Origin of the sequence: Actinoplanes sp. NPDC049668 (genome assembly GCF_044465445.1) — a bacterium.
GTDB lineage: Bacteria > Actinomycetota > Actinomycetes > Mycobacteriales > Micromonosporaceae > Actinoplanes.
Genome location: NZ_JBITLR010000001.1, coordinates 1,169,852 through 1,194,434 on the forward strand (window position 1 = coordinate 1,169,852; position 24,583 = coordinate 1,194,434).

The 24,583-nt window shown below is 72.9% G+C and carries 22 protein-coding genes and 1 riboswitch; of the genes, 15 read left to right on the top strand and 7 right to left on the bottom strand.

The features are described 5' to 3' along the window. Positions 1–17 precede the first annotated feature (17 nt). Positions 18–1,250: an MFS transporter gene (locus tag ACIBSW_RS05500; RefSeq protein WP_354729381.1), complete on the top strand. Its 1,233-nt coding sequence runs from the start codon at positions 18–20 to the stop codon at positions 1,248–1,250. A gap of 11 nt (positions 1,251–1,261) precedes the next feature. Further along, positions 1,262–2,257, top strand: a complete 996-nt coding sequence (locus ACIBSW_RS05505) for a GNAT family N-acetyltransferase (protein ID WP_354729379.1) — start codon at positions 1,262–1,264, stop codon at positions 2,255–2,257. 57 nt (positions 2,258–2,314) lie between these two features. Here ACIBSW_RS05505 and groL read toward each other — a convergent pair whose 3' ends face one another. Beyond that, entirely contained in the window at positions 2,315–3,940 is a 1,626-nt protein-coding gene (groL, locus tag ACIBSW_RS05510; protein WP_404799226.1) for a chaperonin GroEL, read from the bottom strand. A gap of 352 nt (positions 3,941–4,292) precedes the next feature. On the opposite strand from groL, the gene ACIBSW_RS05515 reads away from it, so the two are divergent. Further along, positions 4,293–4,811 carry a GNAT family N-acetyltransferase gene (locus tag ACIBSW_RS05515; protein WP_354718427.1) on the top strand — a complete coding sequence of 173 codons (519 nt, stop codon included), beginning with the start codon at positions 4,293–4,295 and terminating at the stop codon, positions 4,809–4,811. Positions 4,812–4,824: 13 nt separating this feature from the next. Next, on the top strand, positions 4,825–5,259 hold the full coding sequence (locus ACIBSW_RS05520; protein ID WP_354718425.1) for a hypothetical protein: 435 nt from the start codon (positions 4,825–4,827) through the stop codon (positions 5,257–5,259). A 208-nt stretch (positions 5,260–5,467) separates the two neighbouring features. Here the strand turns inward: ACIBSW_RS05520 and thrC are convergent, their stop codons facing one another. Continuing rightward, positions 5,468–6,748 (bottom strand): threonine synthase, encoded by a 1,281-nt coding sequence (thrC, locus tag ACIBSW_RS05525; protein WP_354718423.1) that lies wholly within the window; start codon positions 6,746–6,748, stop codon positions 5,468–5,470. 12 nt (positions 6,749–6,760) lie between these two features. Further along, positions 6,761–6,898, bottom strand: a riboswitch (SAM riboswitch). A 228-nt stretch (positions 6,899–7,126) separates the two neighbouring features. On the opposite strand from thrC, the gene ACIBSW_RS05530 reads away from it, so the two are divergent. From ACIBSW_RS05530 to ACIBSW_RS05555, 6 genes are all read left to right on the top strand, one after another. Next, positions 7,127–7,729 (top strand): DUF4956 domain-containing protein, encoded by a 603-nt coding sequence (locus ACIBSW_RS05530; RefSeq protein ID WP_354718422.1) that lies wholly within the window; start codon positions 7,127–7,129, stop codon positions 7,727–7,729. Next, complete coding sequence (locus ACIBSW_RS05535; RefSeq protein WP_354718420.1) at positions 7,726–8,547, top strand: VTC domain-containing protein; 822 nt, start codon at positions 7,726–7,728, stop codon at positions 8,545–8,547. The genes ACIBSW_RS05530 and ACIBSW_RS05535 overlap by 4 nt, the downstream gene beginning before the upstream one ends. Before the next feature lies 1 nt (position 8,548). Beyond that, complete coding sequence (locus ACIBSW_RS05540) at positions 8,549–10,255, top strand: carbohydrate-binding domain-containing protein (protein WP_354718418.1); 1,707 nt, start codon at positions 8,549–8,551, stop codon at positions 10,253–10,255. Positions 10,256–10,381: 126 nt separating this feature from the next. Next, complete coding sequence (locus tag ACIBSW_RS05545) at positions 10,382–11,374, top strand: ATP-binding cassette domain-containing protein (protein WP_354718417.1); 993 nt, start codon at positions 10,382–10,384, stop codon at positions 11,372–11,374. Further along, on the top strand, positions 11,371–12,378 hold the full coding sequence (locus ACIBSW_RS05550) for an ABC transporter permease subunit (RefSeq protein WP_354718415.1): 1,008 nt from the start codon (positions 11,371–11,373) through the stop codon (positions 12,376–12,378). The genes ACIBSW_RS05545 and ACIBSW_RS05550 overlap by 4 nt, the downstream gene beginning before the upstream one ends. 41 nt (positions 12,379–12,419) lie before the next feature. Beyond that, positions 12,420–12,788 carry a DUF3263 domain-containing protein gene (locus tag ACIBSW_RS05555; RefSeq protein ID WP_354718444.1) on the top strand — a complete coding sequence of 123 codons (369 nt, stop codon included), beginning with the start codon at positions 12,420–12,422 and terminating at the stop codon, positions 12,786–12,788. Here ACIBSW_RS05555 and ACIBSW_RS05560 read toward each other — a convergent pair. Continuing rightward, on the bottom strand, positions 12,785–14,992 hold the full coding sequence (locus ACIBSW_RS05560; protein ID WP_354718413.1) for an AAA family ATPase: 2,208 nt from the start codon (positions 14,990–14,992) through the stop codon (positions 12,785–12,787). The two genes, ACIBSW_RS05555 and ACIBSW_RS05560, sit on opposite strands and share 4 nt — an antisense overlap. A 78-nt stretch (positions 14,993–15,070) precedes the next feature. On the opposite strand from ACIBSW_RS05560, the gene ACIBSW_RS05565 reads away from it, so the two are divergent. From ACIBSW_RS05565 to ACIBSW_RS05575, 3 genes are read left to right on the top strand one after another with little or no spacing between them, the layout of a single operon-like run. After that, positions 15,071–15,679 (top strand): hypothetical protein, encoded by a 609-nt coding sequence (locus tag ACIBSW_RS05565; protein WP_404799227.1) that lies wholly within the window; start codon positions 15,071–15,073, stop codon positions 15,677–15,679. 55 nt (positions 15,680–15,734) lie between these two features. Beyond that, entirely contained in the window at positions 15,735–18,515 is a 2,781-nt protein-coding gene (locus ACIBSW_RS05570; protein WP_354718409.1) for an alpha/beta fold hydrolase, read from the top strand. Then, on the top strand, positions 18,512–19,366 hold the full coding sequence (locus ACIBSW_RS05575; protein WP_354718408.1) for an ABC transporter permease subunit: 855 nt from the start codon (positions 18,512–18,514) through the stop codon (positions 19,364–19,366). Before ACIBSW_RS05570 ends, ACIBSW_RS05575 begins: the two co-directional genes overlap by 4 nt. Before the next feature lie 39 nt (positions 19,367–19,405). On the opposite strand, the gene ACIBSW_RS05580 is transcribed toward ACIBSW_RS05575, so the two are convergent. The 4 genes from ACIBSW_RS05580 to ACIBSW_RS05595 all read right to left on the bottom strand — a co-directional run bounded on the left by ACIBSW_RS05580 (position 19,406) and on the right by ACIBSW_RS05595 (position 22,878). Further along, the gene (locus ACIBSW_RS05580) at positions 19,406–19,948 is read right to left on the bottom strand and encodes a DUF305 domain-containing protein (protein ID WP_354718442.1); all 543 of its coding nucleotides are present in this window, start codon (positions 19,946–19,948) and stop codon (positions 19,406–19,408) included. A 41-nt stretch (positions 19,949–19,989) separates the two neighbouring features. Continuing rightward, the gene (locus tag ACIBSW_RS05585) at positions 19,990–20,781 is read right to left on the bottom strand and encodes a lytic polysaccharide monooxygenase (RefSeq protein ID WP_354718406.1); all 792 of its coding nucleotides are present in this window, start codon (positions 20,779–20,781) and stop codon (positions 19,990–19,992) included. Between the two features lie 85 nt (positions 20,782–20,866). Next, positions 20,867–22,195 carry a HAMP domain-containing sensor histidine kinase gene (locus ACIBSW_RS05590; protein ID WP_354718404.1) on the bottom strand — a complete coding sequence of 443 codons (1,329 nt, stop codon included), beginning with the start codon at positions 22,193–22,195 and terminating at the stop codon, positions 20,867–20,869. Continuing rightward, positions 22,192–22,878, bottom strand: coding sequence for a response regulator transcription factor (locus tag ACIBSW_RS05595; protein WP_354718403.1), 687 nt, complete (start codon positions 22,876–22,878; stop codon positions 22,192–22,194). Before ACIBSW_RS05595 ends, ACIBSW_RS05590 begins: the two co-directional genes overlap by 4 nt. Before the next feature lie 36 nt (positions 22,879–22,914). Here ACIBSW_RS05595 and ACIBSW_RS05600 point away from each other — a divergent pair, with 36 nt between their 5' ends. Both ACIBSW_RS05600 and ACIBSW_RS05605 read left to right on the top strand, forming a co-directional pair. After that, positions 22,915–23,520 carry a DNA mismatch repair protein MutL gene (locus ACIBSW_RS05600; RefSeq protein WP_354718401.1) on the top strand — a complete coding sequence of 202 codons (606 nt, stop codon included), beginning with the start codon at positions 22,915–22,917 and terminating at the stop codon, positions 23,518–23,520. A gap of 77 nt (positions 23,521–23,597) precedes the next feature. Then, positions 23,598–24,557, top strand: a complete 960-nt coding sequence (locus ACIBSW_RS05605) for a glycosyltransferase (protein WP_354718399.1) — start codon at positions 23,598–23,600, stop codon at positions 24,555–24,557. The last annotated feature ends 26 nt before the right edge of the window (positions 24,558–24,583 follow it).

Consider the following 24,583-nt stretch of genomic DNA (forward strand, 5'->3'; position numbering starts at 1 on the left):
AACGGGGGTCGAGGACCGTGAGCGTCTTCTGGCGGTGGTGGGCGGCCGGGACAACCAGCGATCTCGGCTCGGCGGTCGGCGGCGTCGCGCTGCCCCTGACCGCGCTCACGGTCCTCGATGCGACGCCGTTCGAGATGGGGATGATCGCCGCGTCCGGCTATCTCGCCTGGATCGTCATCGGCCTGCCGGCCGGGGTCATCGTGCAGCGGCTGCCGCTGCGCGGCACCCAGGTCGGCGCCGACCTGATCCGCGCCGTCGCCGTCGCCTCGATCCCGGTGGCGTGGTGGTTCGGCCTGCTGACGATCGCCCAGCTGGTCCTCGTCGCGCTCGTGCTCAGCTTCGCGCACGTCGTCTTCTTCGTCGCCAACACCACGTTCCTGCCGGAGATCGTCGGCCGCGACCAGCTGCAGTCCCGCAACAGCCTGACCTCCGGCACGCACGCGACCACCCAGCTCGCCGGGCCCTCGCTCGGCGGCCTCGCGGTCCAGCTCCTCGGCGCGGTGCCGACCCTGCTCGTCGACGCCTTCAGCTATCTCGTCTCCGCCGCCCTGCTCCGGACCCTGCCGGCCCGGCGCGGCCGCGGACCCGACGAGCCGACGCCGATGAGCGCGATGATCCGCGAGGGCTGGGCGTTCGTGACCCGGCACCCGATGATGGGGCCGGCGATGTGGTCCGCGACCGCGTCGAACTTCGTCAACGGGGCCTACCTGGCGCTCTTCCCGCTCTACCTGGTGCGGGACCTGCACGCACCCGCCGCCGTGGTCGGCATTCTGCTGGCGGTCGACGGCGTCGGCACCCTGATCGGTGCGGCGCTGACGACCCGGGTCACCAACGCGCTCGGCACGGCCCGCGGGCTGATCATCCTGGGCTTCGTCGAGGCGGCCGGCGCGTTCGTCATTCCTGCGGCCACCGGCTGGGCGGCGTACGTGACGTTCACCGTCGGGGTGCTGATCTTCGCGGGCACCGGCGTGGTCTTCAGCGTCACCACCCGCACCTACCGGCAGATCGCCAGCCCGCCGGAGCTGCTGTCCCGGGTGATGGCGACGGTCCGCTTCGTCTCCTGGGGCGCCATACCCCTCGGCGGCCTGGCGGCGGGCGCCCTCGCCGGGCCGCTCGGCGCCCGGGCCACCCTGCTGGTCTTCGCGGCGGCCGCGGTCCTCGCGCCGCTGGCGCTCTACTTCTCACCCGTACGGGGCCGGCGGGACCTGCTCGATCCGGCCGTTACCGAACCGGCGGTGCCGGCCCGGTAGGTTCGGCGGTTGTGGACAGCGAGTTCTGGATCTCCGAACTGACCGACGACGACGTGCCCGCCGTGGTGGCCCTCTGCCGGACCGCGCTGGACCTGCCCGAGGACGCCGCCGACGCCGCCGAGATCGTGCTGCGTCTGCGCGAGACCACCGGCACCGACGGCTGGTCCGACGCACCACGCCGGCTCGCGGGCTTCATCGCGGTCCGGTCGGCCGGCCCGGGTCCGGCCGCGGCCGGCGCCGCGCTGTCGGGCGAGCCGGTCTCCGTCGCCGGCGGCCGGGTCATCGGGGTGGTGCTCGGTTCGGTGTCGCACCGGGACCCCTCGATCGGGCACGTCGACCTGGTCGCCGTCGACCCGCAGGACCGCCGCCGGGGCGTGGCCCGGGCGCTGATGGCCCGGATCGAGGGCGCGCTGGCCGGCCTCGGCGCCGGCGACGTGGTCATCGCCGGCAACGCGCCGTACTACGCCTGGCCCGGCATCGACGTGCGGTACACCCCGGCGATCTGCGCCGCCATGGCGTTCGGCTTCGAGCAGGACCAGCCGGCCTGGAACATGACGGTGGACACCGCCGCCGCCGAGCCGACCGCCGACCACGAGGCGCGGCTGGCCGGCGAGGGCATCGTCGTGCGGCGGGCCGGCGCCGAGGACGTGGCGGCGCTGGTCGGCTTCGCGCTGGCGAACTTCGGCCAGGGCTGGGCCGGCGAGATCACCCACTCGGTCGGGCGAGACCGGGCGGGCTGCCACCTCGCCCTGGCCAAGGACGGATCCATCCTGGGCTTCGCCGCGTACGGGTCGTCGCGGCCGGGCTGGTTCGGGCCGATGGGCACCGCCACCGCCGCCCGCGGCCTGGGCATCGGCGCCCTGCTGCTGCGCCGGTGCCTCGCCGACCAGCGGGCGGCCGGGCACGACCGGGTGCAGATCGGCTGGGTCGGGCCGCTGCCGTTCTACTCCAAGGCCGTCGGCGCCCGCGTCGAGCGCGTCTTCCTGCTGTACCGCAAGCAGCTCTGACCGGGTACGCGAAAAGGGCGGGCCGCCGAAGCGACCCGCCCTCTCTACGAGCTGGACTCAGAAGTCCATGTCCCCGCCGCCACCGGGGCCACCGGCCGGGGCCGGGTTCTTCTCCGGCTTGTCCGCCACGACCGCCTCGGTCGTGAGGAACAGAGCGGCGATCGACGCGGCGTTCTGCAGCGCCGAGCGGGTGACCTTGGCCGGGTCGATGATGCCCGCGGCCAGCAGGTCGACGTACTCGCCGCTCGCGGCGTTCAGGCCCCAACCCGCTTCGAGGTTGCGGACCTTCTCCACCACGACGCCGCCCTCGAGGCCGGCGTTGACGGCGATCTGGCGCAGCGGGGAGTCCAGCGCGACCTTGACGATGTTCGCGCCGGTGGCCTCGTCGCCCACCAGGTCGAGCTTGTCGAACGCGGACTTGCCGGCCTGCACGAGCGCGACGCCACCACCGGGGACGATGCCCTCCTCGACGGCCGCCTTCGCGTTGCGAACGGCGTCCTCGATGCGGTGCTTGCGCTCCTTGAGCTCGACCTCGGTCGCCGCGCCGACCTTGATGACCGCAACGCCGCCGGCCAGCTTGGCCAGGCGCTCCTGCAGCTTCTCGCGGTCGTAGTCGGAGTCCGACTTCTCGATCTCGGCGCGGATCTGGTTGACCCGGCCCTGGATCTGCTCGGCGTTGCCGGCACCGTCGACGATGGTCGTCTCGTCCTTGGTGATGACCACCTTGCGGGCCTGGCCCAGCAGGCTCAGGTCGGCGGCGTCGAGCTTGAGGCCGACCTCCTCGCTGATGACCGTGCCACCGGTGAGGATGGCGATGTCGTCCAGCATGGCCTTGCGGCGGTCGCCGAAGCCCGGCGCCTTGACGGCGACGGACTTGAAGGTGCCGCGCACCTTGTTGACGACGAGCGTGGCCAGGGCCTCGCCCTCGACGTCCTCGGCGATGATGATCAGCGGCTTGCCGCCCTGCATGACCTTCTCGAGGACGGGGAGCAGGTCCTTGACCGCGGAGATCTTGCTGTTCGCGATGAGGATGTACGGGTCGTCGAAGACGGCCTCCATACGCTCCGCGTCGGTCATGAAGTAGGCCGAGATGTAGCCCTTGTCGAAGCGCATGCCCTCGGTGAGCTCGAGCTCGAGCCCGAAGGTGTTGCTCTCCTCGACGGTGATGACGCCTTCCTTGCCGACCTTGTCCATGGCCTCGGCGATGATCTCGCCGACCGTGGAGTCACCGGCGGAGATGGAGGCGGTGGAGGCGATCTGCTCCTTGGTCTCCACGTCCTTGGCGAGCTGCGAGAGGGCCTCGGAGACGGCCGAGACGGCAGCCTCGATGCCCCGCTTGAGCGCCATCGGGTTCGCGCCGGCCGCGACGTTGCGCAGGCCCTCACGGACCAGGGCCTGGGCCAGGACGGTCGCCGTCGTCGTGCCGTCGCCGGCTACGTCGTCGGTCTTCTTGGCGACCTCCTTGACCAGCTCGGCGCCGATCTTCTCGAAGGTGCCCTCGAGCTCGATCTCCTTGGCGATCGACACACCATCGTTGGTGATGGTGGGAGCGCCCCACTTCTTCTCGAGCACGACGTTGCGGCCCTTGGGGCCGAGCGTCACCTTGACGGCGTCGGCGAGCTGGTTCATGCCACTCTCGAGGCCGCGACGAGCTTCCTCGTCAAATGCGATGATCTTGGCCATTCGGCTGTGTCCTCCTGGACATTCGCGGCGCCGGGCCGGTCCGGCCCGTGTTCCGCACGTTGAGAACGCTGCGGACGTCACCACCTGGCGATGTGACGTCCTCAGGTCGAGCCGGAAAGCCCGCGACGACCGGTCCCGTGCCCCGGCACCGATGGCGGTGCCGCTGCCGTGACCCCACCGTCCCGACCTGCTGGCACTCACGTGGCGCGAGTGCCAATCACTTGTTTAGCACTCTGATGGGGCGAGTGCAAGCAGAACGATCGGGGCCCGGGGCGCCCGGTTCGTGCGCGCACGAGGTCGTTTATCCGCGTCCTACTTGCCCCGTGCCGAGTGACCGGGTAGCAAGGCAACCATGACCAGCACCCTGGCACCGCCCGTCACCGTGCACCGGGTCACGCCCGGCGACGCGGCCCGGATGCGGGCGCTGCGGCTGGAGATGCTGGCCGACAGCCCGCTCGCGTTCCTGGAGACGGTGGCGCAGGCGGCGGCCCGGCCGCACGCCGACTTCCGGCGGCGCATCGTCCAGGCCTCCTCCGGCAGCCAGCTGGCCCAGTTCGTCGCGGACCCGGGCGGGCGGCTGATCGGCCACGCCGGCGGCACGGTGCTGCCCGAGGAGCCGGACGCGACGGTGATCTTCGCGGTCTACGTCACACCGGCGCACCGCGGCAGCGGCATGCTCGCCGAGTTGATCGAGGCGGTCGCGCAGTGGTCGGCCTCGATCGGGCGGAACGAGCTGATGCTCGAGGTGGTGGTCGGCAACGACCGGGCCGTCCGGGCGTACGAGCGGCTCGGTTTCGTGGACGGCGGGAAGCGGGTGCCGCACCCGGTCATCCCGGCCCTGACCGAGCTGCAGATGCGCCGCCGGGCCTGAGGCCGGTGACGAGGTGGGCTGGGCAACGGTCCGGACCGCGCTCACCGCGGTGAACGGCACCACGCTGGTCGGCCTCGGGCTCGCCGTACTCTGCGGCACCAGGATCCGCCGCGGGCCGGGCGGGATCCTGATCGCGGAGGGCTACCGCCGAAAGATGCCGCCCGCGACCTGCTTCACGGTCGGCTCGGTGATCATCACCCGGCGCACGGCCGACTGGCTGCTGCACGAGAGCCGGGCCGGCCTGCTCGCGCACGAGACCCGGCACGCCGGGCAGTACGCCGTGTTCGGCCCGCTGTTCTGGCCCGCGTACTGGGCCTGCTGCGGCTACTCCTGGGCGATGACCGGAACGGCCGGCACGCGCAACGCGTTCGAGCGGCATGCCGGGCTGGCACTGGGCGGTTACCGCGAGGCGCCGCTGCGGCCGGGCCTACGGCGACTGAGGCGCTGAGGCGGGAGAATTTGGTCGGGAGGACGGACGCACAGCGCCTCCGGCACTGGGTCGTTGGGCCCCTAGGAGATTGTCGCCAAGCTCAAAGGTGGGGCCACGTACGGCGTCACGTCCTCCCGCGTAGAGCATCCTGCCGACCCTGGGATCCTTCCGCAAGTCCTCAGGGGAAGGAATTCTCAACGTTGGGCAGATGTTTGACTACTCTGAGTTATCCGAGGAGGCCGGCGTCGCGGGCGCCGCGCAGCGACGGCTTGATCCGGTGAGTGGGTCCGACCTGCCCGGCGACGGCGTCCAGAGTCTTCAGTCCCTCGCCGGTGTTGAAGACGACGGTCTCCTTGTCGGGGTCCAGCCGGCCGCTCGCGACGAGCTTGCGGAGCACCGCGACGGTGACCCCGCCGGCGGTCTCGGCGAAGACGCCGGTGGTGCGGGCGAGCAGCTGGATGGCGTCGCGGATCTCGTCGTCGCCGGCGTAGTCCATCCAGCCGCCGGTGCGGGTCACGGCCTCGATCGCGTACGCGCCGGCGGCCGGGTCGCCGATGTTGAGCGACTTCGCGATGCCGGTCGGCTTGACCGGGATGATCTGGTCGGTGCCGTTGTGCAGGGCCGTGGCGATGGGGTTGCAGCCGGCCGACTGTGCACCGAAGACGGTCCAGCCGCCCTCGGGCGCCTCGACCAGGCCGATCTCCACGAGCTCGGTGAAGGCCTTGTCAATCTTGGTGAGCAGCTCGCCGCTGGCCATCGGCACGACCACCTGTGCGGGGATGCGCCAGCCGAGCTGCTCGGCGACCTCGTAACCCAGAGTCTTCGAACCCTCGGCGTAGAACGGCCGCACGTTCACGTTGACGAAGGCGGTGTCCTCGAACTCGTCGGTCTCGACGAGCTCGCCGCAGAGCCGGTTGACGTCGTCATAGGAGCCGTCGATCGCGACCAGGTCGCCGCCGTAGACGGCGGTGGTGATGACCTTGCCCTGCTCGAGGTCGCCGGGGATGAAGACGATGGAGGGCACCCCGGCGCGGGCGGCGTGCGCGGCGACGGAGTTGGCCAGGTTGCCGGTCGAGGCGCAGGCGAACCGGGTGAAGCCCAGCTCGCGGGCGGCGGTGAGCGCGACGGAGACGACCCGGTCCTTGAAGGAGTGCGTCGGGTTGGCGGAGTCGTCCTTGACCCAGAGCGGCGCGCGCAGGCCGACCTCGGCGGCCAGGGCGGCGGCGGCGACCAGCGGGGTCAGGCCGGGGTCGAGGGTGACCCGGCCGGCGGGATCCTGCCCGGTGGGAAGCAGGGCGGCGTAGCGCCAGATGTTCTGCGGGCCGGCCTCGATCTGCTCGCGGGTGACCTTGGCGAGGGCGGCGGGGTCGTAGGCGACCTCGAGGGGGCCGAAACACTCGTAACAGGCGTGCTGCGCGACGAGCGGGAATTCGGCGCCGCAGCCGCGGCAGACGAGGGCGCGGGCGGGGCTGAGGGACTTGCTGGGGGCGTCGACGGCCGACGTCATAATGAGGCCTTCCTCTCATCTTTCCCCGGGCGTCGTGCGACGCACATGGGGACGGAATTAGCACCTGCCGCACGCGGCCTCGTCATCGAGACATGCGCGGTGGTTGCCGGGGCGTCATCGGGCCGTTCCCTCAGCCCCTCTGGATGAGGTATTCAGTTGTGTTTCCAACACCTTACGACGCGGGCGGCGAAATCGGAGCCGACCGTCCCGAGGTGTGAGCGACGTCCTTCCCTCGCGATAGATGCCGGTCGATTGATTCACAGCATTCTCTGAGGTTGGTTCCCGGGCCGGGACCCTAGTCTCCATTGAAAGTCATGGATCTGTTGCCGACCGTTCACCTGGTCGCCACTCGGAAAGCCTTGAGGGAAGGGCCCCGTCATGCCTCGGCTAGCTCTGTTCGCGATCGACCTCGTTGCGGTCTGTCTGCTCGTCTTCGGGCTCTACTTCCCACGGCACCGCCGCCGCGATCTCGTCGTCGCGTACCTCGGTGTCAACGTCGGGGTGCTGGCCGTCGCCGGCTCGCTCAGCTCGAGCACCGTCGGGGCCGGGCTCGGGCTCGGGCTCTTCGGCGTGCTCTCGATCATCCGGCTGCGCTCGACCGAGCTGGACCAGCACGAGGTCGCCTACTACTTCTCCGCGCTGGCCCTGGGCATCCTCGGCCCGCTCGGCGGAGGCTCGGCCTGGCTCGCGCCCGGGATGATGGCGCTGATCCTCGCCGTCATGTACCTCGGGGACCACCCGCGGCTGTTCCGCGGCTACCGGCGCCAGGTCCTCGTCCTCGACTCGGCGATCACCGACGAGGTGGCCCTGGTCGCGAAGCTCGAGCAGCTGCTCGGCGCGCGGGTGCACGCCGTCTCGGTCGAGCGGGTGGACCTGGTCAACGAGACCACGGCGGTCGAGGTCCGCTACTCCCGCACGCCCGGCGCGGCGCCCGCCGGCGCCACCGGCCGCGAGGCCGCGACGGCGGGAACGCACAGGTGACCACGACACCCGCCCGGACCGTCGGCGACCGGCTGGACGGGCTGGCGGGGCTGGGGCCGATCGGGCTCGACGAGCTCACCGCGCAGGCCGAGTTGCAGGTCAGGCGGGACCGCAAGTACGTGCTCGCGCTCGACGACCTGGCCCGGCTGCTGCCGGCCATCGGCCGAGACGCCCGGATCCTCGACATCGACGGCATCCGGCTCTTTCGCTACGGCTCCGTCTATTTCGACACCGCCGACCTGCTCTGCTTCCGGCTCACCGCGCTGCGCCGGCGCCGCCGGTTCAAGATCCGGACGCGGACCTACCTCGACTCCGGAGGGTGTTGGCTCGAGGTCAAGACCGAGGGCGTGCGCGGCGGCACGGTCAAGACCCGGCTGGCGTACGAGCAGCGGCAGCAGGGCGACCTCGCACCCGGCCGCTGGTTCGTCGAGGCCGTCCTCGCGGAGCTCGGCGGCATCGCCGGGCTGTCCTTCGGGCCGGTGCTGACCACCCACTACCTGCGCAGCACCCTCTATCTCCCGGCCTCGCAGAGCCGGGTGACCATCGACGTCGACCTGTCCTGGGCCGATGTCGGCCGGGCCGGGCTGAGCCTGCCCGCGCTGGCCGTCGTCGAGACCAAGACGCGGGCCGCGGCCTGCGAGGTCGACCGCCTGCTCTGGGCCCGGGGTCACCGCCCGGCGTCCATCTCCAAGTACGCGACCGGCCTCGCCGCCCTGCGACCCGGCCTGCCGTCCGCGCCGTGGCGCCGCCTGCTGCGCCGCCACTTCCATCCCGCAGCACCGGCCGGCTCCGCGCCGGCCGCCGACCGAAGGACGTGAGATGCACCGATCCCCCCTCCTGATCGCCGCCGTGGCCGGCACCCTGGCCGTCGCGCCGGCACCGTGCCGGGCCGCGCCCGCTGCGGCACAGGCCCTGGCCGCGGGCCCCGCTGCGGCGCAGGCGCTGGCCGCCAACGCGGTCGACCACGACGAGCCCGCCGACCACACCTGGAGCGAGCAGAGCGTCGCCGCGGTGACGCTGACCGGCTCCGGCGCCACGTCCAGCGCGAGCGGCGTCTCGATCAGCGGAAGCACCGTCACGGTCACCGCCGCGGGCACGTACCGGTTCACCGGGTCGCTCACCAACGGCAGGATCGTCGTGAACAGCGCCGGCACCGGGATCGTGCGCCTGATCCTCAACGGCGTGACCATCGCCAACACGACCACCGCGCCGCTGTCGGTGACCGCCGCCGACGAGGTGATGGTGGTGCTGGCCGACGGGACGACCAACCGGCTCACCGATCCGGCGACCTACACGACCGCGGTGAACCCGGCCGCGGCGCTGTCCAGCGCCGCCGACCTGACCATCACCGGCAACGGCTCGCTGGCCGTGACGGGCAACGCCGCGGACGGCATCGCCAGCGACGACGGGCTGGTCATCGACGCGGGCACGATCACGGTCACGGCCAAGGACGACGGCGTACGCGGCCAGGACTACATCCTGCACACCGGCGGGACCCTGGGCGTCACGGCCGGCGGCGACGCCCTGAAGTCCGACGAGGACGCCGTCGCCACCGAGGGCTACATCTATCTGGCCGGCGGCGCCCGTACGCTCACGGCGCCCGGCGGCGACGGGGTCAGCGCGACCACCGACGTGATCGTCGCGGGCGGCAGCCTGACCGCGACCACCGGCGGCGGCAGCACGACGACGCCGGGCACGACCTCGACCAAAGGGCTCAAGGCCGACGTCAGCGTGGTGATCAGCGACGGTCAGGTCAGCCTCAACGCGTCCGACGACGGGATCAACTCCAACAACCTGGTCACCGTCGACGGCGGCACGCTGACGGCGGCCAGCGGCGACGACGCGGTGCACGCCGACACCGCCCTGACGATCTCCGCCGGCACGGTGACCGTGACCAGGTCGTACGAGGGTCTTGAGGCCATGCGGACCACCCTGGCCGGCGGCACGATCAACGTGACGGCGACCGACGACGCGGTGAACGCCGCGGAGGAAGGCGTCGACGAGAGGCAGGTCGCGCCGAACGCCTTTATCAAGGTCACCGGCGGGACGGTCACCGTCAACGGCGGCACCGACGGGCTGGACTCCAACGGCACCCTGGCCGTCTCCGGCGGCACGGTGATCGCCAACGGCTCGCCGACCCGCGGCGGCGGCGAGGGCGGTCTGGACTCCAACGGCGCGCTCACGATGACCGGCGGCTCGATCCTGGCGACCGGCATCACGGCGTCGACGAGCACGCTGCCGACCAGCGGCCAGGCCTGGGTCGCGTACTCGTTCAGCGCGAACCAGCCGGCCGGCACGGTCGTGCACCTGGCGACCGCGTCGGGCACGCAGCTGGCGTCGTTCCAGAGCACCCGGGTGCTCAAGGGCGTGATCTTCGATCTGAGCTCGCTGACCCGGGGCACCTCGTACCGGATCTACACGGGCGGCTCGGTGTCGGGCACGGCGGCCGGCGGCGGGCTCTACACCGGGGGAACCCTCTCCGGCAGTCAGGTCGGCACGGTGACGGCCGGTAGCGGCCGCGCCTGACCCCCGGATCGGCCGTGACCCCGCTTCCGCCGGGGTCACGGCCCCCGACGGTGGAACGACCTGGACTTGTGGCGGCGTGTGCGTAGGGTGACCGAGTTCAGTTCACCCAACGCGGGGAGGCTCGGCTTGAGCGCCGTCCTGGAGATTCAGGGTCTGGAGAAGACCTATCGCAGTCGGAAGGGGGTGCGGAAGGCCCTCGACGGCTTCGACATGGTCGTCGAGGCGGGGCAGGTGCACGGCTTCCTCGGGCCCAACGGCTCGGGCAAGACCACTACGCTGCGTACCCTGCTCGGGCTGATCAAGCCGAACGGTGGCCGGATGTCGATCCTCGGTCGCGAGGTGCCGCAGGCCCTGCCCGAGGTGATCGGCGCGATCGGCGCGATCGTGGAGAGCCCGCAGTTCTTCGCCAACTTCACCGCGCAGGACACCCTCTCCCTGCTGGCCGACGCGGGCGGCGTCAACCAGGCCCGGGTCACCGAGGTGTTCGAGCTGGTCGGGCTGCGGGACCGGGCGACGGACCGCGTCAAGACCTTCTCGCTGGGCATGAAGCAGCGCCTGGCCGTGGCGTCCGCCCTGCTCAAGAGCCCGACGCTGCTGATTCTCGACGAGCCGGCCAACGGCCTCGACCCGGGCGGCATCAGGGAGATGCGCACGCTGATGCGCAATCTCGCCGACAGCGGCATGACGGTGGTGGTCTCCAGCCACATCCTCGGCGAGATCCAGCTCATCTGCGACTCGGTCACGATCATCTCGGCCGGGCGCCGGGTGGCCGCCGGCACCGTCGCCGACGTGCTCGCCCAGCACCAGGCCGCAGCGGTACGCGTACGGGTCGAGTCGCCCGGCGACCTCGCCTCCTCCGCGGACGCGTTGCGGGAGATCGGCGCCCAGGTCGTCGTCGAGGCCGATCACCTCATGGTCAGCGGCGTCGCCCAGCCGGGCGCGATCACCCGTGCGCTCGCCGCCGGCGGCGTCTTCGTCAGCGAGCTGGCACCGGTCACCGTCGACCTGGAGAGCGTCTTCCTCGAGCTCACCGGCACCACGCCGGTCGAGGGCGTGTACCGCCAGATCGACGAGTCCGCGACGGCCCCGGCAACACAGAACGGCGGGTGGGGACAGTGAACCTCTTTCTGGCGGAGACGCGGCGGCTCGCCAAGCGCCGCTTCGCCCGGTTCCTGGTCATCGGCACGCTGCTCGTGCTGGCCGCGATCCTGGCCGGCACGTTCGTCACCAATCACTCGACCTCGGCCGAGGCACTCGCGGCAGCCCAGGCCGAGGCCGACCGGGACTACCGGCTCGCGCTGACGTCGGCCGCCGACGAGCTGCGGAACTGCCTGGCCGCCCGGGGTACGGCGGCCGCGGCGAACCACCCGCCCAGCTGCGACATCTACCAGCCGTCGCGGCGGGACTATCTCACCGAGTACTACCTGGAGGAGACGTTCAACTTCCGGGGCGAGTTCGGCGACATGATCATCACGCTGGCGGCCATGCTGGCGGTGATGGCCTTCCTGGTCGGCGCGACCTTCGTCGGTGCCGAGTGGAGCAGCGGCGGCATGATGAATCTGCTGCTCTGGCGCCCGCAGCGGCTCCAGGTACTCGGCACCAAGCTCGGCGCCCTGCTGGTGTGCCTGACCGCGCTGACCGTGCCGATATCGGCCGCCTGGACCGGGCTCTTCGTGGGGCTCGCGACCCTGCGCGGGACGATGTACTCGATGACGGCCGGTGCGTGGCAGTCGTTCGTGCTCATGGAGTTGCGCGGGCTGGTACTGGTGCTGGTCGCGGGCGCGATCGGCTTCGCTCTCGCCTCGATCGGCCGGCAGACGGCGATGGCGCTCGGCGCGGCGATCGGCGCCGTCATCGTGCTCCAGGTCGGCCTCTACGCCTTGCTGAGCCTGTCAGGTGCGCCGTTCGCCGATGCGTACCTCGCGCCGGTCTGGATCGGGGCCTGGATGGACAAGACCATCGAGTTGACCGACTGGGAGACCTGCGTCTACTCGAGCACGACAGGCTGCGTGAACGACACGTTCACGATCACCTGGCCGATGGCGGGCGGGGCGCTGGCGGCCCTGGCCGTTCTCGTTGTAGGGGCGGCCATGTGGACTATGCGTAGCAGGGATATTACGTAAGGTAGTTTCGGCTGGGTCAGGCACACACTCGGACGGCGGGGATCGGCGGCTGCCACTATGCTGGCGATCCCCTTCGTACATCTGTGCGTGCTCTCCCACCGCCCAGGAGCGCCATGCAGCCCGACGCCGAACTCAACCAGCAGGTCCCGGTGCCCCGCGAGGCCGAGGCCGCGCCGTCGCCCGCGCTCACCGACCGCGAGGTGGAGATCCTCGCGTTCGAGAGCAAGTGGTGGAAGCACGCCGGCGCCAAGGAGCAGGCGATCCGCGACGCGTTCGGCCTGTCCTCCACGCGCTACTACCAGCTGCTCAACGCCCTGCTGGACAACCCGGCGGCGCTGGAGCACGACCCGGTCCTCATCGGCCGGCTGCGCCGCCTGCGCTCGACCCGGGCACGCACCCGGCGGCGCTAGCCGGGCACGTGCGTCGAGGCGTACGCCTCCAGCCAGGCGACCTGCACCGGGTCCAGCGAGGCACGCACCCGGCCGCGGGCGACGCCGACGTGCGCCGCGGTCACCGTCGAGGCGTCCAGCGACTCGCGCATCGCGGCGAGCGCGGCCTCGCGGATCAGCGCGGCGCAGTCCGCGGCCGAGTAGCCCTCCAGCGCGGCGCCGAGCTCGTCGAGGTCCACCGCGCCGTCGAGCGGCACCGACCGGGCCGACGCCCGCAGGATCGCGGCGCGCGCAGCGGCGTCCGGCGGCGGCACGAAGACCAGGCGCTCCAGCCGGCCCGGGCGCAGCAACGCCGGGTCGATCAGGTCGGGCCGGTTCGTCGCGCCGATCACCACCACGTTGCGCAGCGACTCGACGCCGTCCAGCTCGGTCAGCAGCGCGGCGACCACCCGGTCGGTGGTGCCGCCGTCGGTGGCCTGGCCGCGGGTCGGCGCGAGCGCGTCGACCTCGTCCAGGAAGACCAGCGTCGGCGCGGCCTCCCGGGCCCGCCGGAACAGCTCCCGGACGGCCCGCTCGCTGTCGCCGACCCACTTGCTGAGCAGCTCGGCGCCCTTGACCGAGAGCACGTTCGCCTTACCGGTCCCGGCGATGGCCTTGACCAGGTACGTCTTGCCGCAGCCGGGCGGGCCGTACAGCAGGACGCCGCGCGGCGGCTGCACGCCGAGCCGGGCGAAGGTGTCCGGATAGGTCAGCGGCCACAGCACCGACTCGGTGAGGGTCTGCTTCACCTCGGCCATGTCGCCGACGTCGTCCAGGGTCACCTGCGCCACCTCGAGGGTCGACTCGGCCATCGAGGTCGGCCGGACCACGTCGAGCGCGGCCTCGAAGTCGGCCATCGCCACGGTCGGCGACTCGGCGTCCTTCTGGCGCAGGGCCGCGCGGACCCCGGCCTCGCGGGCCAGGGCACCCAGGTCGGCGGCGACGAACCCGGGCGTACGCCCGGAGACGTCGTCCAGCCGCACGTCCTCCGCGAGCGGCATGCCGCGGGTCAGCACCCGCAGCTGCTCGAGCCGCATCGCCGCGTCCGGCAGCGGCACCGCCAGCTGGACCGCGAGCAGGTCCGGCGCGCGCAGCCCGGGATCGACCGCCTCGGGCCGGCTCGTCGTGCACACCACCGCGCCGCCGGACTTCAGCAGCTCCGCGAGGATCTGCCGGAAGACGGTCGCCAGCGGGCCCGGGTCGTCACGGGGCGCGAGCGCCTCGACGTCGGCGACCAGCAGCACGGCCGGGCCGGCCGAGCGCACGTCGCGAGCCAGGCCGCGCAGCCGGGTCGCCGCGGAGTCGTTGGTCAGCGCGGCCAGCTCCGGCCCCCAGACCGACCGCACGCTCGCGCCGACCTCGGCGGCGACCGCGCGGACCAGCGCCGACTTGCCCGAGCCGGCCGGCCCGCTGACCAGCACGCCGAGCGAGACGGTGGTGCCGAGCCGGCCGAGCACCTCGCGGTGATGGAAGCCGAGGTCGAGCAGCTCGACGAGCTCCTGCGCCTGGGCCCGCAGGCCGGGCAGGTCGCCCAGGCTGGGCGGGGGCGTGTCCGGGTCGGTGGACGCCGGCCGGCCCGCCGCCGCGGGCGCGGCCTGATCGCGTACGGAGGAGAACTGCCCGTCCTGCCAGCCGACCACCGTGTCCATCGTGACCAGCGCGGACTCGCCGCCCTCGAGCGCGACCACGGTGAGCAGCGTGCTGGTCCAGGCGTAGCCGACCCGGTTCGCGAGGCTGCGCCGGGCGGCCTCGACCAGCGGCCGGTGGCCGGCGTCGGGCAGCACGTCCTGCGGCAGCAGCGAGACGTCGTCGCCCGCGGTGACCACCTTGCCGAGCAGGGCCAGGCGCAGCATCTCCGGCGAGACCACCGCGACGATCTCGGCCGGCCCGGCGAGGGTGACCCGCCGCGCCTCGACCACCGGAACGGGCGTGACCGTCACCTGGCCGCCGTCACGCAGGCCCAGGTTGCCGAGCACCAGGTCGTCGGCGTAGAGCAGGGCCCGGCTCGCCGTCGGCTCGGCCCGCGCGGCGATGCCGGCGGTGGTCCGGCGGCCGGCCAGCCGCAGCGGGTCGCCCGGGTTGACCGCGAGCGCCGCCATCACCTCGGGGTGCAGCCGGACGATGCCGCGGCGCGCGTCGAGCGCCGCGGGCCGCTGGGTGACGGTCAGCGTGAGGTCGTCTGGCACCGCTGGGGCCTCCGTATTGACGAGGGGACTAAGTTGACACGCTAGCCGCCGTTCGCTCCCCGGAAAGGCATCACCACGATGAGGTTCCGCCACGCCACTTTGGCCGTTGCCATGCTGACCGTGCTCGGCGTCGCCGGGTGCGGCGACGACTCGGACGACCGCGCCCTCGGCGCGTTCACCGACGGCGCGCCGGGCGGGCCGAGCGCGGCGGCGGATCCCGGCGCGCAGGTGGAGAGCACGTCCCAGGCGAAGCCCCTCGGCCCGCCGGACGTGCTGACGGCCGCCGGCATCGGGCCGTACGCGATCGGGTCGGCGCAGGGCGACCTGAAGAAGGCCGGCCTGTTCGGCAAGGTCAACACGAAGGCGACCTGCGCCACCACCAAGGGCCTCGGCAAGTACAACACCCCCGCGTTGGCGTTCACCGGCGGCAAGTTGGAGCGGCTGACGGTGACCAGCACGAAGGTCGCCACCCCGACGGGCGCGAAGGTCGGCACGAGCTACGCCGACCTCAAGGGCATGTACCCGAGCGGCAAGCAGCTCGACGACTGGGTCGGCGCGAGCGCCTGGTACGCCCTCGACGGCGGCAACGCCCTGCTCTTCCGGATCAAGAACGACAAGGTGGCCTCCATCGACGCCGGCGCGGGCCAGTCGGTGCGGTTCTTCTACACCGACAAGCAGGGCTGCTAGCGCCCGCGGCCACCTTCACAGCTCCTGCTCAGCAGGCCGCGGCTAGCGTGGGCGCATGCCTGCCCTGCCTGCCCGGCTACGCCGCGTCCTGCCCATAGCGACACGGCGCCGGGTGGTGTCCGGTTCGGTGGTCCTCGTCCTGGTCGCCGCCCTGGTCGGCTGGGCCGCCCTGCCCGAGCGCAAGTCCTGGACCGCCGTCGACCAGCGCCTGACCGTGCTCTCCGGGCCGACGGGCACCGAGCCGGTCGAGCTCGACACCCGCTTCTACCTGCCGTCCGGCGGCGACGCGAAGGTGCCGGCGGTGCTCCTGGCGCACGGCTTCGGCGGCACCAAGAACTCCGTGCGCGACGACGCGGAGTCGCTGGCCGACCGCGGCTACGCGGTGCTGACCTGGACCGCGCGGGGCTTCGGCACCAGCGGCGGGGAGATCCACCTGGACAGCCCCGACTACGAGGTCAAGGACGCCGCTCGGCTGCTGGACTGGCTGGCCGCGCAGCCGCGAGTGCTGACCGACGCGGCCGGCGACCCCCGGGTCGGCGTGGTCGGCGGCTCGTACGGCGGCGCGCTGGCGCTGCTGCTCGCCGCGCAGGACCAGCGGGTCGACGCGATCGTGCCGTTGATCACCTGGAACGACCTGGGCCGGGCGTTCTTCCCGCAGTCGGCCGCCGCGGTGCCCACGCCGGGCGTGTTCAAGAAGAGCTGGGCCGGCCTGTTCTTCGGCAGCGGCTCGTCGCCGGCCGGCGAATTCACCGGCGGTCCCGCCGCGGCGGCGCCGCCGCCGGCCGGCGCGGATCCCGCCTGCGGGCGCTTCGCCGCCGACGTCTGCGCCGCCTACCTGAAGATGGCCACGACCGGCACGCCGGACGACGCGACGAACGCGCTGCTGCGGCGCTCCAGCCCGGCCTCGGTCATCGACCGGATCAAGGCGCCGGCGCTGCTCATCCAGGGCGCGGTCGACACGCTGTTCCCGCTGTCGGAGGCGGACGCCAACGCCCGCGGCATCGCGGCGAACGGCACCCCGGTCCGGGTCGCCTGGTTCACCGGCGGCCACGACGGCGGCAGCGGACCGCAGACCGACCAGGACCGCACCAAGTTCCTGACCGTGCAGTGGCTCGACCACTACGTGCGCAAGAGCGGCGAGGCGCCGGCCAACAGCTTCACCTACTCGCGGGTGGCCGGCTTCAGCGCGCTGGACCGGGGCCTGGTCACCAACGGCTACTCCGACCCGACGTACCCCGGGCTGACCGGGACGGGCCGCGCGGACGTCGCCGTCGGCGGCCAAGCGCAGCGGATCGCCAACCCACCGAACGGCAACCCGGGCGCGCTCTCCTCGCTGCCCGGCATCGGCGGCCAGGTCAGCTCGCTGCTCGGCAGCGTGGCCGGCGACCTGCCCGGCCAGCACGCCGAGTTCGACTCGGCGCCGGTGCCGAGCGCGATCGAGGTGGTCGGCGCGCCGACCGTCCGGCTCCGGGTCGCCTCCCCGACCGGCTCGGCGACGGTGTTCGTGAAGCTCTTCGACGTCGACCCGAACGGCACGGCGACGCTCAGCGGCGGGCTCATCGCCCCGGTCCGGCTGACCGGCCTGCCCGCCGACGTCGCGACCGCGCCCGCGGTCACGGTGACGCTGCCGGCGATCGTGCGCCGGATCGACGCGGGCCACCTGGTCCGGGTCACGGTGGCGACCTCGGACCAGGCGTTCCTGACCCCGGCGGACCCGGTGACGTACACCGTCGCGGTCGAGCCGGCGGTCACCCTGCCGACGGTGGTGGGCACGCCGATCGCGAACCCGCAGGTGATCTGGCGGTACGTGCTGGCCGGCCTGATCGCGGTCATCGTGGCCGGGCTCGTCGTGGTCCTTGCGGTGCGCCGCCGCCGGCTGCGCCGCCAGGAGGCACCCACGATCGACGAGTACGCGGAGACGCCGCTGGTCGTCCGGGGGCTGCGCAAGGCGTACGGCGACGGGTTCGTCGCGGTGGAACGGGTGGACTTCACGGTCGAGCGTGGCCAGGTCGTCGGCCTGCTCGGCCCGAACGGCGCCGGCAAGACGACGACGCTGCGGGTGCTGATGGGCCTGACGATGCCGACCGAGGGCGACGCGCTGGTCTTCGGGCACCGCCTCGAGCCGGGCTCGCCGGTGCTGTCCCGGGTCGGCGCGCTGGTCGAGGGCCCCGGCTTCCTGCCGCACCTGACCGGCATGGAGAACCTGCGGGCGTACTGGCAGGCGACCGGGCGGCCGGACGAGGACGCCCGCTTCGACGAGGCCCTGGAGATCGCCGGGCTCGGCGACTCGGTGAACCGGCGTACCAAGAACTACAGCCACGGCATGCGGCAGCGGCTGGCGATCGCGCAGGCGATGCTCGGCCTGCCGGAGCTGCTGGTGCTCGACGAGCCGACGGACGGGCTCGACCCGCCGCAGATCGCGGAGATGCGGCAGGTGCTGCGCCGCTACGCGACGGACGGCCGGGCGGTGCTGGTCTCCAGCCACCTGCTCGCGGAGGTCGAGCAGACCTGCACGCACGCGGTGGTGGTCAACAAGGGCCGGATCGTGGCGTCCGGCCCGGTCGACGACATCGTCGGCGACTCGCCGTCGGTGCAGCTCGAGGTCTCCGATGTGGACGCCGCCGCGGCGGTGCTAGCCGGCCTCAACGTCCGCTCGGTGACGCCGGACGGCTCGTCCGGCCTGATCATCGACATGAACGGCACGCCGCGCGCGGAGGTGGTGGCCTCGCTGGTGCACGCCGGAGTGGGGGTGGACCGGGTGGTGCCACGCCGTCGGCTGGAGGACGCGTTCCTGGCCCTGGTCGGCGACAACTCACGAGGAAGTGGAGACCGATGAGCGCGGCCGCTACCGGCTACCGAGCGACGAAGACCCTGCCCCTGATGGCCGAGGTGCGCCGGCAGGCCTCACGCCGGCGTACCCAGCTGGCCCTGGGCTTCATGGTGCTGTTGCCGATCATCATCCTGCTGGCGTTCGAGTTCGGCGGGGACGGCGACGACGACAACGGCCGCGGCGCGTTCTCCAGCCTGGTCGAGCTGGCCACCTCCGGCGGCCTGAACTTCACCCTGTTCTGCATCGCCGTCTCGGCGGGCTTCCTGCTCGTCGTGGTGGTGGCCCTGTTCTGCGGCGACACGGTGGCGAGCGAGGCGAGCTGGGGCAGCCTGCGCTACCTGCTGGCGATCCCGGTGCCCCGGGCCCGGCTGCTCGGCGTGAAGCTGATCGTGGCGCTGGGCTACTCCCTGGTGGCGCTGCTCACGCTGGCCGGCACCGCCCTGCTGATCGGCACGCTGCGGTACGGCTGGCACCCGCTGGGCAGCACGGTCGCCGCGGAGATCCCGTCCGGCGAGGGTGTGCTGCGCCTGCTGGCCATCCTTGGGTACCTGGCGGTGGTGCTGCTGGTGGTCGCCGGCCTGGCCTTCCTGCTGTCGGTGCTGACCGACGCGGCGCTCGGCGCGGTGGGCGGCGCGGTCCTGCTGTGGATCCTGTCGAGCATCCTGGACCAGATCACCGCGCTCGGCTCGATCAGGAACTTCCTGCCGACGCACTTCAGCGACGCGTGGCTGGGCATGCTGTCGACGCCGATGCAGACGGACGACGTGGTGAAGGGCGCGATCTCGGCGATCTGTTACGCGACCGTCTTCTGGTCGCTGGCGTTCTACCGCTTCACCCGCAAGGACATCACCTCGTAGCCGCCGTGCGGCCCGCCGGTCGGCGGGCCGCACGCGCGGTCAGCTGTTCATGAGCGTGAGCATCTGCTGGATCTGGTCCGTGCGCGACAGCCGGACCCGCTCCGCGAGCGCCTTCGCCTCGGCGTTGCTGCCCTGGGTGGTCTCCAGCTTCGCCATCTCGACCGCGTTGTGCTGATGCGCGACGAACAGGCTCAGGAACGTCGTCTCGAACTTCGCACCCTTCGCCTTGCGCAGCGCCGCGATCTCCTCCGGCCCGGTGGCCGGCAGGCCGCCGTGGTCGGCGTGCGCGCTCGGCGCGTGGTCGACGGTGGTCGGCTTGGACCACTCGCCCAGCCAGCCGGTCATCAGCTTGAGCTCGTCGGACTGGGTCACGTCGATCGCCTTGGCCAGGGTGCGGAGCTCGGCGCGCGAGGCGCCCTTCTCGGCCAGGCGCACCATCTCCAGGCCCTGCTCGTGGTGCGCCACCATCATCTGGAGGTACATCACGTCGGTGTCGTTGTGCGCCCCGCCGGCCTGGAGCGCGGCCTCGGTGGCGACGGCCGTCGCCGGCGCGGTCGCGGGCGCCGTGCCGCAGCCCCCCAGCAGCAGGGCGGCGGCGATCGCGACCGCCGCGTGGCGCGGCCTCACAGCGGGAGCCAGAGGGCGAGGGTGAAGATCGACGGCTCCCAGCTGCGGATCGACGAGTGTCCCTGGCGGCACTTGTACCGCACGCCCTCGTAGGTGACCTCGTCGCCGGTGCGGTACGCGACGCCGGGCGCCCACGCCTTGCCGTCCCCGGCCGGCGCGGGCGCGTCCGTGATGGGCGCGGAGGTCGGTGCGGTGGTGGCCGGGGCGGTGGTCGCGGGCGCGGTCGGCGCGGGCGCGGTGGTGGGCGGCGTGGTGGCGCCGGAACCCGCGCCGCCGCCGACGTTGAGGTCGACGCAGCTGTAGAACGCGTTCGCGGTGTCACCGATGTTCCAGACCGCCAGGACCTTCTGCCGGCCGGGGAACGCGCCCAGGTCGATGTCGTGCGTGACCACCGCGTCCGGCTGGGCGTTGCCGCCGTCGACCGTGGCGACCTTCTTGCCGCCGATGAAGTACTCCCAGTTGCTGGTGCGATGGCGCGCCGTCATCACCCAGGTGAACGTCACCGTCCGGCCGACCGCCTTGGCCGGCCAGTTGCGGCCCTCGTCGGCGAGCACGGAGAAGCCGGCCACGCCGCCGTCGCAGGACTTGAGGCCCTTGGGGCCCTCGACGCTCTGCGGCTCGAACTGGATCTGGCCGCAGTTCGCCACCGCGCCCGACGCGCAGAGCGCCTGGCGGCTCGGCGGCGAGGAGACGTAGCCGTGCGCGAGGGCGGGCGCGGCGACGAACAGCGTCGAGCCGACCGCCCCGAGCGCCACCAGTGGATATGCGATCGACCTGCGCATCGTCATGGCTCCCAACGTGTCGTAAAGACTGTTTACGACGGGGACCGTAACGACGCGTTCCATAAAGCAGCCTTAACGGCTCCAGAAGGGATCATGAAGGTCCGCGGCGCCGCCGGCCGGCCACCCGCGGGCCCTGCTGCGCGGGACCCGTCTGCGGTACGCCGAGCAGCATCGCGATCCGCGCGCCGCCGAGCGGGCTGCGCTCGATGGTCAGCCTGCCGCCCGCCGCCTCGGCCACCCGGCGCACGATGTCGAGCCCGAGGCCGGAGGAGCCGGCCCCGCTGACCCCGCGCTGCACCGCGTTCGCCGGATCGCTGATGCCCGGGCCGGCGTCGTCGACGAGCAGGCCGGCCTCGGAGACGGTCACCCGGAACGCGACGCCCTCCGGCGTGTGCGCGAAGACGTTGCCGAGCAGGGCGTCGACGGCCAGGATCAGCTCGGTGCGCGGCAGCGGCACGGCCACCGGCCGGTCGCCGCCGACCACCTTCCACGGCCGCGCCTGGTCCTCGGCCAGCGCCGACCAGAACGCGAGCCGCTCGGCCAGCACCTCCACCAGGTCGGAGCGCTGCGCGCCGCGGGCCTCCACGCCGAGCCGGGCGCCCGCGATGATCGCCTCGAGCTCCTCGTCGAGCATGTCGCAGGCCTGCCGCATCCGGTCCGCGATCAGGCCCGGCGGCATGGTGTCCGCGTCGAGCCGCAGGGCGGTCAGCGGCGTGCGGAGCCGGTGCGACAGGTCCGCCGCCAACTCTCGCTCGGCGTCGAGCAGCCGGCGCAGGTCGCCGGCCATCGCGTTGAAGGCCAGCGCGGCGTCGCGCAGCTCCGGCGGCCCGGACGGCTGCACCCGGACGGCGAGCTCGCCGGCGCCGAGCCGGCGGCTGGAGGCGGCCAGCTCCCGGGTCGCGCGGACCAGGCGGGCGCCGAGCCGGTCCGCCACCAGCACCGACCCGCCGACCAGCACGACGGCGAGGCCGCCCAGCGCGAGCCAGGCCGGCCAGACCCCGCGGGTCATCTCGTCGTCGGGGACGAAGACCTCGATGACCACCGCGCGCCCGTCGCTGAGCACGCTCGGCTGCAGGTAGGCGATCCCGCCGGCCGCCGTGGCGGTCACCGGCCTGCGGTAGCGGTTGGCCGACGCGACGTCGGCGTCGGTGACGTGCGTCGCGCCGACCGGCGCGATGCCCGGCAGGTGCACGGCGAGCCGGCCCGCGCCGCCGGCGACGGTGCTGGCGACCGCGCTGGTCAGCAGCTGCGGGTCGGCGTCGACGGCGAGGGCCGCGACCATGGCCGCGGCCTGCTGGCGTGCGTCGCCGATGGCCCGGTCATGCGCGATCTGCCGGGTCGCGAACGTCAGCGGCACCAGGAAGGCCAGCGCGACCATCGACGTGATGGCCAGCGCCAGCCGGTTCAGCTCCCATCTCACTTCGGTTCGGCCATCATCACGCCGACACCGCGCACGGTGTGCAGGTAGCGCGGCGCCGCCGCCGTCTCGCCGAGCTTGCGGCGCAGCCAGGAGATGTGCACGTCGATCGTCTGCTCCTCGCCGATCCGCGCCTGGTTCCACACCTCGGCCAGCAGTTCGCGGCGGCTGATCACCTGCCCGGCCCGCTCGGCCAGGTAGGTCAGCACGTCGAACTCCCGCCGGGTCAGCTGCAGCGGCCGCCCGCCCAGCGCGGCCCGCCGCTGCCGGGGCTGGATGACCAGCTCACCCACCGTGATGGTGTTCGGCGCCATGTCGGCCGTCACCCGGGTGCGGCGCAGCACCGCCGCGATCCGGGCCAGGATGTGCCCCGCGGAGAACGGCTTGGTCACGTAGTCGTCGGCACCGGCGCTGAGCAGGGTGATGATGTCGGCCTCGGCGCGCCGCGCGGTCGCGACGATGACCGGCACCTCGGAGACCGAGCGCATCATCCGCAGGGCGTCGGCGCCGTCGATGTCGGGCAGGCCCAGGTCGAGGATGACCAGGTCCGGCCGCTCCTCGGTGAGGATCCTGAGCGCCTCGGCCGCCTGCGCGACCGGGCGCACGACGTGGCCGGCGTCGGTCAGCGCCCGGGTCAGGGCGGCCGAGATGTTCCGGTCGTCCTCGACAAGCAGAATCAGCGCCATGGGACAACAGTAGGGGGAAGTGCGATCATGGCCCACGTGCGATCTCCCCGAAGCCTGGTCCCGGTGCTCGGCTGGTGCGCCGCGACCCTGACCAGCGTCGCGCTGGCCTGGGTGGCGATGCTGCCGGTGCTGCGCGCCGCCACGCCGGACGAGAGCGCCGTGGTCTCCGTCGATCAGCTGCGCGATGCCGGCGTGGTGGAGCCGTCACCGCTGCCGGTCAGCCCGCCGCCGCCGGCGGAGGCGACCAGGCCGGACCCGACCACCGCCCCGCCGCGGACCGGCAGCGCCAAGCCCGGCGCCACCCCGGCCCGCACCTCGGCGAAGCCGACGGCGCGGGCCACGACCCCGGCCGCGCAGACCACGACCACCACCCAGGACGGCTGGACGGTGACCACGGACGGCGCGGGCGAGAAGACCTTTGTCCGCTCGTTCCGGGTCGAGGGCGGCACGGCGGTGATCCGGGTGACCGAGGGCGACGTGCGGGTGGTCACCGCGACGCCAAGCGACGGCTACTCGGTGGCGACCGTGCAGAACAGCCCGGACAACCTCGCGGTCTACTTCAACGAGGTCAACCACAGCTTCGTGATCCACGTGGTGTGGAACGTCGACCGGCCCTTCGCGGAGGTCAGCGAGATCGGGTGACAGCCGTCGGCGGGCCGTCGCCTCGATGACCGGCGGGATTCACCTGGGCGCCGCCTCGCCTGTCTAGCGTCCGGCCGATGACCTACGCGCCAGAGGTGAGCGTCGTCATCCCCACCCGCTCACGACCCGACCTGGTAACCCGCGCCGTCTCCGGCGTGCTGGCACAGACCATGGACGACCTGGAGGTCATCGTCGTCGTCGACGGTCCCGACGAGGGCACCGTCACCGCCCTCGCGGCGATACCCGACCGCCGCCTGCGGGTGCTGGTCCAGCCGTCGAAGGGCGGGGCGCCGCACGCCCGCAACACCGGCGCCCGGGCCGCGCGCGGGCGCTGGACGGCGATGCTGGACGACGACGACGAGTGGCTGCCCGCCAAGCTCGAGGTGCAGCTCAAGCTCGCGTACTCGGCCCGGGCGGCGACGCCGATCGTCGCGAGCCGGCTGCTCAACCGCACCCCGCGGGCCGAGTCGGTGATGCCGCGCCGGCTGCCCGGCCCGGACGAGCCGGTCAGCGAGTACCTGACCGTGCGCCGCGGCCTGTTCTACGGCGACGGCTTCATCCAGACCTCCACGATCCTGGCGCCGGCCGAGCTGTTCCACCGGGTCCCGTTCACCGTCGGGCTGCGCCGCCAGCAGGAGCTCGACTGGACCCTGCGGGCGGTACGCCACGACGACGTCGAGCTGATCGTCGCGCCGGACCCGCTGGTGATCTGGCACCAGGACGAGGACCGGGACCGCATCAGCCTCGAGATGCCGTGGCGGCAGCAGCTCGAGTGGCTGCGGCATAGCCGCGACCTGTTCACCCCGCGGGCGTACGCGGCGTTCACGATGAGCGTGCTGAGCTCGATGGCGGCGCCGACCCGCAGCCCGAAGGTCTTCGGCGAGCTGCTCCGCGAGGCCCGTACGCACGGCCGGCCCGGCGCGATCGACTACCTGACGTTCCTGCAGATCTGGGGCCTCCCGCCGGAGGTCCGGCACCGGCTGCGCGACAGGGTTCTCGGCCGCGGCCGGGCCACCCGGGCCGATGCCGCACGCTAGGGGTTATCCGCCGCCGCCAGGTCGGG

Excerpts from the sequence above, each read along its gene's own strand:
- groL (WP_404799226.1), bottom strand. The coding sequence starts at position 3,940 with ATGGCCAAGATCATCGCATTTGACGAGGAAGCTCGTCGCGGCCTCGAG.
- ACIBSW_RS05515 (WP_354718427.1), top strand. The coding sequence starts at position 4,293 with ATGACCAGCACCCTGGCACCGCCCGTCACCGTGCACCGGGTCACGCCC.
- thrC (WP_354718423.1), bottom strand. The coding sequence starts at position 6,748 with ATGACGTCGGCCGTCGACGCCCCCAGCAAGTCCCTCAGCCCCGCCCGC.
- ACIBSW_RS05530 (WP_354718422.1), top strand. The coding sequence starts at position 7,127 with ATGCCTCGGCTAGCTCTGTTCGCGATCGACCTCGTTGCGGTCTGTCTG.
- ACIBSW_RS05540 (WP_354718418.1), top strand. The coding sequence starts at position 8,549 with ATGCACCGATCCCCCCTCCTGATCGCCGCCGTGGCCGGCACCCTGGCC.
- ACIBSW_RS05565 (WP_404799227.1), top strand. The coding sequence starts at position 15,071 with ATGAGGTTCCGCCACGCCACTTTGGCCGTTGCCATGCTGACCGTGCTC.
- ACIBSW_RS05570 (WP_354718409.1), top strand. The coding sequence starts at position 15,735 with ATGCCTGCCCTGCCTGCCCGGCTACGCCGCGTCCTGCCCATAGCGACA.
- ACIBSW_RS05575 (WP_354718408.1), top strand. The coding sequence starts at position 18,512 with ATGAGCGCGGCCGCTACCGGCTACCGAGCGACGAAGACCCTGCCCCTG.
- ACIBSW_RS05585 (WP_354718406.1), bottom strand. The coding sequence starts at position 20,781 with ATGACGATGCGCAGGTCGATCGCATATCCACTGGTGGCGCTCGGGGCG.
- ACIBSW_RS05595 (WP_354718403.1), bottom strand. The coding sequence starts at position 22,878 with ATGGCGCTGATTCTGCTTGTCGAGGACGACCGGAACATCTCGGCCGCC.
- ACIBSW_RS05605 (WP_354718399.1), top strand. The coding sequence starts at position 23,598 with ATGACCTACGCGCCAGAGGTGAGCGTCGTCATCCCCACCCGCTCACGA.